This is a genomic window from Pseudoalteromonas sp. SR45-5 (assembly GCF_014163565.1).
Lineage (GTDB): Bacteria > Pseudomonadota > Gammaproteobacteria > Enterobacterales > Alteromonadaceae > Pseudoalteromonas > Pseudoalteromonas distincta.
Map to the genome: position 1 here is coordinate 1 of NZ_JACJDN010000100.1, position 8,749 is coordinate 8,749.

Sequence of the window (8,749 nt, forward strand, 5' to 3'; positions counted from 1 at the left end):
CCTTTTTACGTCTTACTAACTTTTATCTAAAATCCCCTTGAATTCGCAACCATTCGACACAAGATTGCAACTACAACGATCCAAACGCCTATATCACGCGTAGACAGTGACCTTACTTGTTAACAACTTAGAATATCTTAGATAGTTTTTATCTTTGCACTAGGGTAGTCGCTTCTATATGATGCGCTCCTTTTTAAAATCAATAGTCAGCAGCCCTCAAGGGAATCAACATCATGTTAAAGCCATTATCAGCCAAAAAAGTAGCACTTAGCCTGGCCGTTTCTTCTGCACTTAGTGCACCCTATTCTTCTGTATTTGCTGCAGAACAAGATGTTCAAGCCGAAAAAAGCATTGAAGTGATTTCAGTAACAGGTACTCGCCGTAGCTTACGCAGTATTGCCGAAAGCTCAGTACCTGTAGATATTATTACCAGCGGTGATATGCAAAGTACGGGTCAGCTAGAAATAAGCCAAATACTAGCAAACCAAGTACCTAGCTTTAACTACCCAAGTGCCACTATGGGTGATGGTACTGACCATGCAAAACCAGCTGTTTTACGTGGATTAGCACCCGATCACACATTAGTACTTATAAACGGTAAGCGCCGCCATGCCGGTGCGCTATTAAACTTAGCAGGTGTTGTTGGTCGAGGCTCTACCGCTGTTGATTTGAACATGATCCCAACCTCTGCAATTAAACGTGTTGAAGTACTACGTGATGGCGCAGCCGCACAGTACGGTTCTGATGCAATTGCAGGGGTAATTAACATTGTACTTAAAGATGCCTCAGAAGGCGGCAGCGTTAGCGTAACGTACGGTAAATACGATACTCAAATGGCTGGCGTACCTCAGCTAGAAAGCACCTATGCAGATGCTAACGGCGACTTAGCGTTTAATACCGGTGGCGACAGAGAAGTAAACGACGGTGCAACACGCACTGTTAGTGCAAACTCTGGTTTTGCGTTATCTGATAACGGCTTTGTTAACGTATCAATTGAATACCGCGATAACGACTCAACGCAGCGCTCAGGCTTTGACCCACGCGAACAATACAGCCGTCTTGATGATGGCACCCTAGACCCACGCGAATTTACTATCGATCGTTACAATCACCGTTTTGGTAAAGCAGACCTTGAAGACTACGCACTGTTTTACAACATGGGTTACGATTTAGATAACGGCTTAAACCTTTATTCATTTGGTAGCTACTCAAAGCGTGAAGGTAATTCAGGTGGTTTTTACCGCCGAGCAAAAGACAGCCGTAACGTTTTAGAAGTGTACCCAGATGGCTTTTTGCCGCAAATTGAAACAGACGTACAAGACTACTCATTTGCACTGGGCTTAAAAGGCGAAACTAACGACTGGACATGGGATGTAAGTACCAACTACGGCCGCAACGACTTTGGTTTTGGTGTTGTAAATAGTATTAATACATCACTAGGTGCCGACAGCCCAACTGAATTTGATAACGGTGCACTGGTTTACGATCAGTTTTTAGTAAACGCAACGGCCAACACCACACTCGATTTAGGCTTACCTGATGACGTATTTTTTACCGTAGGTACTGAATACCGCCACGAAAGCTACAAAATAGAAGAAGGCGAAGAAGCGTCTTACATCACCGCACTTGATAGCAACGGCAACCCAATTGCAGCCGGTGGCGCGCAAGTACTTGCTGGTTTTGGACCAGAAAGTGCGACTGACGAAAGCCGTCATAACATCGCTTTATTTGTTGAGTTTGATACCTACTTAACAGAAAAATGGAACGTCGTTTTAGCGGGTCGTTATGAAGATTACAGCGACTTTGGCGACACATTTACCTCTAAACTTGCCTCGCGTTACAGCATTACTGAAAACCTATCGCTGCGCGGTGCAATTAGCACCGGTTTCCGTGCGCCATCTTTAGCGCAAAGCTCGTACCGCCAAATCTCTACTGTACTTGAGAACAACCAACCATTTGAAGTTGGTTTATTCCCAACCGATTCAGCCGCAGCGCAAGCACTCGGTGCTCAGCCGTTAGATGCAGAAGAGTCAGTAAACGTTACTGCGGGCTTTATGTACACGCAAGGCAGCTTTAGCTTAACCGTTGATGCGTACCGTATTGATATTGATGACCGTATTGTATTGTCTGAAAACTTAGAGGGCGATGCAGTTGTTGAAATACTACAAAATGCCGGTGAGCTAAATACCGAAAGCGTACGTTACTTTACCAACGCTATCGATTCACGCACGCAAGGTGTAGATATAGTTGCCACTTATAACCTAGATTTAGACAACTTAGGTGATTTACGCCTAAACGTAGCAGCTAATTTTAACGACACCGAAGTAACACACGTAAACGACAACCCAAGCGAACTTAACTCACTAGGTGACGACTACGTAGTGTTTGCGCGTCGTGAAGTAGGTCGCTTTGAAGAGGGCACGCCAGATAGCAAATGGAACCTATCAGCAGTGTGGAACTTTAACGAATGGCAAACAACGCTTCGTGCCACACGTTATGGTGAAGTCGCTGATATATCAACAACAGCTGATCGCGATGAATCCCTAGACCCTAAATGGATCACCGACTTAGAAGTGGCATACCGTCCAGACGAATATTGGAAATTTGCCGTTGGTGCAAACAACTTATTCGATCAGTACCCACAAGCAACCGTGGATAACATTGGTTACTCTGACTTTGGCCAAATATTCCCGTACACGCCATATGCACCGTACGGATTAGACGGGCGTTTCCTATACGGTAACATTACTTACAGCTTTTAATAAATAACCTAAAAGCAAACACTTAAAAAGGATGCCATGTGCATCCTTTTTGCTAACTTTTAGTATTTTTAACCAATCATTAGTAAACCGGCTTTTTAAACACACCCATCAAATCAATAAAATCAACAACTTACAGTTGGTCTCGTTTTTGCTCTACTATGCTTATACAAAACAAGCATAAATAACAAACACAAAGGACTAAACATGAGCTCATCAACTGTATCTAGCATTACAAAACCACTTTCGCTTATTGGCGGCATTTTATTATTAAGTGGCTGTGTATTTCATATATCGCCAAGCGTTGCCTCAGTAAAGCAAACTCAACAGCTATCACTGCCAAGCAATAATCTTGAATATTTAAATGTATTAAGCGGTGCAGGTAGCCTTGAAATAAAAGGCTCAAAAACGGCCACCAGCATTAGTGTTGATGCCACTATTTACACAGCCGACATTGAAGACGAATACGAGCTAACGCTGGAGCAAGACGGTAAACAGGCAAAGCTTGTTGCCCAAAATAAAAGCCGTAATGGTATTAGCTTTTACAGTGGTCAATCTCCAAGTATTAATTTAGTGGTTACTGTGCCAAGTAATCTAAATTTAGATATTGATGATGGCTCTGGCGACATTTTTATAAGTGCTATGCAAAGCAATATTGATGTAAAAGACGGCTCGGGGAATTTAACGATAAGCGGTGCTAAAAACCTAACTGTTGACGATGGATCAGGTGAAGTAAACCTTGAAAACATCGCAGGTAATTTAGAATTAACCGACGGCTCTGGCAGTATTCATATAAACAACGTAAGTGGCAATGCAACTATTGACGATGGTTCTGGCGAAATGCACGTGAGCAACATAAGCGGTTCGCTAAACGTTGAAGATGGATCGGGTGATATAACAATCAATAATATAAGCGGTGCTGTTAATGTAGATGATAACTCTGGCGACCTGCTTATTGAGCATATTGGTTCAAGCGTAACAATTGAAGACGGTTCGGGTGATATTCGCGTTAACCATGCAAAGGGGCTGACTATTACTGAGTCGGGCTCGGGCGATGTAAGTATCGATAATATTAGCGGTTCAGTAAAAGTAGCTGACTAACTTTATTTAAGCGTTATTTAACTACCATTTTATATACTTTATGCCCTATCAATCTGGGCATAAAGCACTCCCCTCAAAGTATAAATTATTTAAAATCAGCACTGTTTCGCGTTAACTACTTCCTAAAATAATGAAAATTTATTTATTTGATTTATTTTTTTGCTTTATAGCTAATTTGGGTACATATTAATATTCAACTTATTAAAAGGATATTAATATTATGAAATGGAAACTCTTAATTCTAATCACGACTCTATTCACGCTTGTTGCATGTGGCTCTGGAGGTTCAGACTCCAAAACAGTAACTAAACCGCTCAGCACTAATACAAAGCCTATTGCGGTTATTACCACCGAACAATCGGGGTTTAAAGTAAATACTACCCTCGTGTTTAGCGCAGCACAAAGTAGCGACCCCGATGGCGATGCACTCACCTATCAATGGCAATTAGTCAGCAAAAACGAACAAGTAGAAATACCGATTACGGTTAATAATGAAAGTACCGTTGAGTTTTCAGTATCTGAAGCACAAGAGTACCAATTAGTATTAACCGTGAGTGACGGCAAGCTTTCAAGCACACCTGCACAAAAACAACTCACCGTTACTGCAAATACCCAACTAATTGCTAACGCAGGTAGCACACAAACCGTTAAGCAAGGTGATGTTGTGCTTTTAAATGGCGCGCAAAGTAGCACAACCAGCGGCGCCATTAATCAATACAAATGGCAATTTATTACCAAGCCCGTAGCAAGTAATGCAACGCTTGAAAATGCGACTCAAGTTAAAAGCCAGTTTGTTGCCGACGAAATAGGCGAGTTTAAAGTTGAGCTTACCATTACTGATTCACAAGGTGATACAGCAAGCACTGTCGTGCTCATCAAAAGTGAATCGCTTAATTCTAACTCATCGCCACAAGCGGTTATTAACGTAGAAAATAAAACAATTGCCCCAAATGAAGTTGTTACGCTTTATGGTAACCAAAGTACTGATCCCGATAAAAACGATACGCTTAGTTATGCTTGGGCAATTACATCAAAACCCGAGGGCAGCACGCCAGCTCTTTCAAACATGCAAAATCATACCGCTGGGTTTTCAGCGTTAACAGCTGGAGATTACGCGCTTTCACTCACTGTTACCGATCAACAAAACGAAAGTGATACCGCATCAGTTACTTTAACTGTTACCACAAGTAATAAAGCCCCCGTTGCAACACTTGAATCCGAACGTGATATTACGTTAAACGAATCTACCACTTTGCAGTGCCAACAATGTAGCGACCCAGACGGAGATACACTGAGCTATAACTGGCAGTTACAAGCTAAGCCTGTAAAGAGTGCATCACAACTGACTAACAGCACATCAGCAACACCCTCTATTGTTGCCGATAAAGAAGGCGACTACGTTGTAGTGCTTACAGTGTCTGATGGGCAATTAAGCTCAAACCAAGCAACCTCAGCACTGCATGCCAGTAGCAATAAAAAGCCTATCACTTTGGTAACTTATGAAACCTCTATAACGGTTGATGAACAAGTTTTACTTGATGCTTCCAATAGTTACGATCCAGAAGGCCAACCACTAAGCTACCAATGGGAAATCATTTCGTCGCAAGGCCAAGCAACGCTTAGCAGTAATACAATATCAAAACCAACGTTTAGCGCATCAGTAGAGGGGCAAGTTGTTATTTCGTTACGCACTAACGATGGCGTGCAGTACTCCGACACAAAAACCCTAACAATTGATGTAATACAAAATGCACTGCCAGTAATTAGCTTCACGGGGGAGCAATCACGCTACGAAGTAGTGGGCAATGCAGTTAAATTTGATGTAAGCCAAAGTTACGACCCAGAAGGAACCACTCTCGATTACGCCTGGACACTATCAGCGCCTTCAGGCTCGAGCACCAGTTTAAGCAATACAAACCAAAGTATTACCGAATTTATCGCCGATATGACAGGTAGTTACACGTTAACCGTTGTCGCAACTGATGCTGATGGATTTTCAAAAAGTGTGCAATTTTCAATTACAGTAACCAACTCTGCACAACTTACCGGTCGCATTAAAGGGCTACTCACTAATGTGCAAAAAGCGGCTATAAGTAATGCACAGCTAACAATTAATGGACTGCAGTACACTACCAACACAAACGGCTTTTTTGATGAAGAGGTTAATTTAGCACAAGGTGAAAAAATAACGATAACCACCGCAGACGAAAGACTCGCAACCGGGGTATATAACTCTGTAGCAATTACGCAAAGCAACTTTACTGTGGATATAGGCCAAAATAGCATGCCCGTTTTACAAGCTGTTGAGGTTTCGGTATTTGTGTGTGCTGAGTTTTCAGGCCCCGACACAGTTAACCTACGCTTTAACATGGTAGATACACTTTTAGCGTCAGATAGCTTTCAATTTAGCTTTGATCAAACCAAACCACTTACTTTGCAAAAAAGCGGAAGTACTTACCTCGATAGCGAATTGGATATCGACCTACCTGCATCAGCAGAGTTTGAAGTAACAGTAATTGAAACAAGCGTTGAAAATACAATCAGCTCAAACATTACTATTTACCATTCTGATTCAGGCCAACCAAGCTCAGCAATTATAAGTATTTGTAATATTTAGCCCCCAAATAAGCCCTTCAACATAAAGTGCTATTTTTAGCCCAGTAGTTATAACCATTAGTGTTATAGCTACTGATAAATAAGCAACTTTGAGCCATATAATCCATTGTATTTTATAAGCAGCTAAGCCATTCTAAAAGCCTTGATGTTATTAGGATAAACGCGTGTTAGAAATTGCTTTAATTTACTTAGCAGCAGCCATTGTAGCTGTCCCTATTGCAAAACGAGTCGGACTTGGCTCAGTGTTAGGTTATTTAATTGCCGGCATACTCATTGGCCCTTATGCGCTGGGTGTTGTGGGCGATCAAACCGATGTAATGCACTTCGCTGAATTTGGCGTAGTAATGATGCTGTTTTTAGTGGGCCTTGAACTACAACCTTCGCGTTTATGGACATTACGCCACTCTATTTTAGGGCTTGGCGGCTTGCAAGTTGTGTTAACGGCAGCGACAATTTTTGCATTTTGTTATTGGTTTTTTGCCATGCATTGGCAAACCGCACTCGCCATTGGTTTAATGCTGGCGCTCTCCTCTACTGCTATTGTGCTGCAGAGCCTTGAAGAAAAAGGCTGGCTAAAGCAAGAAGCCGGACAAAACGCGTTTTCGGTATTGCTGTTTCAAGACATCGCAATTATTCCTATTTTAGCCCTATTGCCACTGCTTGCATTTGCCCCGCAAACTAACACAAAAGAAATCAGCGATTCAATTATTGCAAGCTGGCCGGTATGGCAACAAGTATGTGTATCGGTTGCGGTTATTGCCGCTATTATTGCCGGCGGTAAATATGTATCGGCGCCGTTATTTAGATACATTGCCCAAACACACATGCGTGAAATATTTACTATTTTTGCACTGTTTTTAGTGGTCGCTATTGCACTGGTTATGCAAAGTATTGGTTTATCGCCTGCGCTGGGGACTTTTTTAGCAGGCGTTGTACTTGCCGAAAGTGAATTTAGACACGAATTAGAAGCCGATATAGAGCCCTTTAAAGGCTTACTGTTAGGGTTGTTTTTTATAACTGTTGGCGCATCAATTAACTTTGAACTGCTATTTAACGAGTTTAGTACTGTTATAGGCTTAGTGGTTTTACTTATTGTAGTTAAAGCCTGCATTTTATTTGCCCTTGCCGTTACCTTTAAAATTAACAGTAAACAGCAATTATTATTTGCCTTAGCGCTTGCCCAAGGGGGTGAGTTTGCCTTTGTACTGTTAAGCGTAACCACCACCTTAAGTATTTTAACGCCCGAGCAAACCAGCCTTGTTACCTTAGTTGTGGCGGTATCAATGCTAATAGCGCCGTTATTACTTATGGTTTATGAGCAAATACAAAAACGCAGCAGCAGTGCTTTACCTGAGTTTGATAAGCCAGAGCAAATTAGCACCGCTAAGCACGTAATTATTGCGGGCTACGGACGTTTTGGCCAAATTATGGGGCGTTTACTGCACGCGCAAGGCTACGAAATAACCGTACTTGATCACAGCCCTAGCCAAATAGAATTACTACGCCGTTTTGGCAATACCGTATTTTATGGCGATGCCGCACGCCAAGAACTCCTTGAAGCCGCAGGCGCGCACACTGCGCAAATGCTGGTAATTGCAATTGATAACCCCGATAAAACTATTGAGATAATTAAGCTCGCGCATAAAAACTACCCGCAGCTTAAAATAGTTGCTCGCGCAATCGACCGCCGCCATGCGTATCAGTTACTTAATTTAAAAGTAGATGCGTTTAACCGCGAAACAGTCGACTCAGCTATTAACCTTGCCGTAGAAGCACTCGAGTTACTAGGTAACACTAAACAAGATGCAGAACGTGCTGGTAAGCTATTTAGAGACCACGACCGCGCTGCAGTACTGCAACTTGCTGCATTATGGGGAGACGACGCCAGCTACGGCGTAGCCGTGCGCCAACGCATGGAAGATTTAAAACAAGTGCTGCAACAAGATAAACAAGCACAAAGCGATTTAAATACCTGCGACAGCGGCGATTGCCAAAACGGCTTAACAGAAGTAGCGAGTAAACCTAAAAAACCTGATGATGCTCATTTGGAGTAGCATCAGATAGTTGAGTTTATATTTTTAATGCGATGGTATTGCCTCGTTAGGAGGCAAATAAATAGTTGCTTATATTTACTAGACTCAAGCAAAAAACAGCTATTTTAGATCTGTTTAAGTGGCTCACGGTTTGTTTGTTTTATTAAGAACTCCGCCTTAGGAACAACCCAACTTTCAGTATTATTACTTTCAGCGATAATTAATAGTGCCTTTACCCCT

General features: G+C 42.1%; 4 protein-coding genes. All 4 read left to right on the top strand.

The genetic code is table 11. From position 1 onward, the window contains the following. Window positions 1-233 precede the first annotated feature (233 nt). Window positions 234-2,762: a TonB-dependent receptor gene (locus tag H5072_RS05890; protein ID WP_220488525.1), complete on the top strand. Its 2,529-nt coding sequence runs from the start codon at window positions 234-236 to the stop codon at window positions 2,760-2,762. A 204-nt stretch (window positions 2,763-2,966) separates the two neighbouring features. Next, a complete protein-coding gene (locus H5072_RS05895; protein WP_182692980.1) occupies window positions 2,967-3,860 on the top strand; it encodes a hypothetical protein in 894 nt (297 codons plus the stop codon). A 220-nt stretch (window positions 3,861-4,080) separates the two neighbouring features. Beyond that, the gene (locus H5072_RS05900) at window positions 4,081-6,477 is read left to right on the top strand and encodes a PKD domain-containing protein (protein ID WP_182692981.1); all 2,397 of its coding nucleotides are present in this window, start codon (window positions 4,081-4,083) and stop codon (window positions 6,475-6,477) included. A gap of 163 nt (window positions 6,478-6,640) precedes the next feature. After that, window positions 6,641-8,530, top strand: coding sequence for a monovalent cation:proton antiporter-2 (CPA2) family protein (locus H5072_RS05905; protein WP_182692982.1), 1,890 nt, complete (start codon window positions 6,641-6,643; stop codon window positions 8,528-8,530). Window positions 8,531-8,749 lie beyond the last annotated feature (219 nt).

Excerpts from the sequence above, each read along its gene's own strand:
- H5072_RS05890 (WP_220488525.1), top strand. The coding sequence starts at position 234 with ATGTTAAAGCCATTATCAGCCAAAAAAGTAGCACTTAGCCTGGCCGTT.
- H5072_RS05895 (WP_182692980.1), top strand. The coding sequence starts at position 2,967 with ATGAGCTCATCAACTGTATCTAGCATTACAAAACCACTTTCGCTTATT.
- H5072_RS05900 (WP_182692981.1), top strand. The coding sequence starts at position 4,081 with ATGAAATGGAAACTCTTAATTCTAATCACGACTCTATTCACGCTTGTT.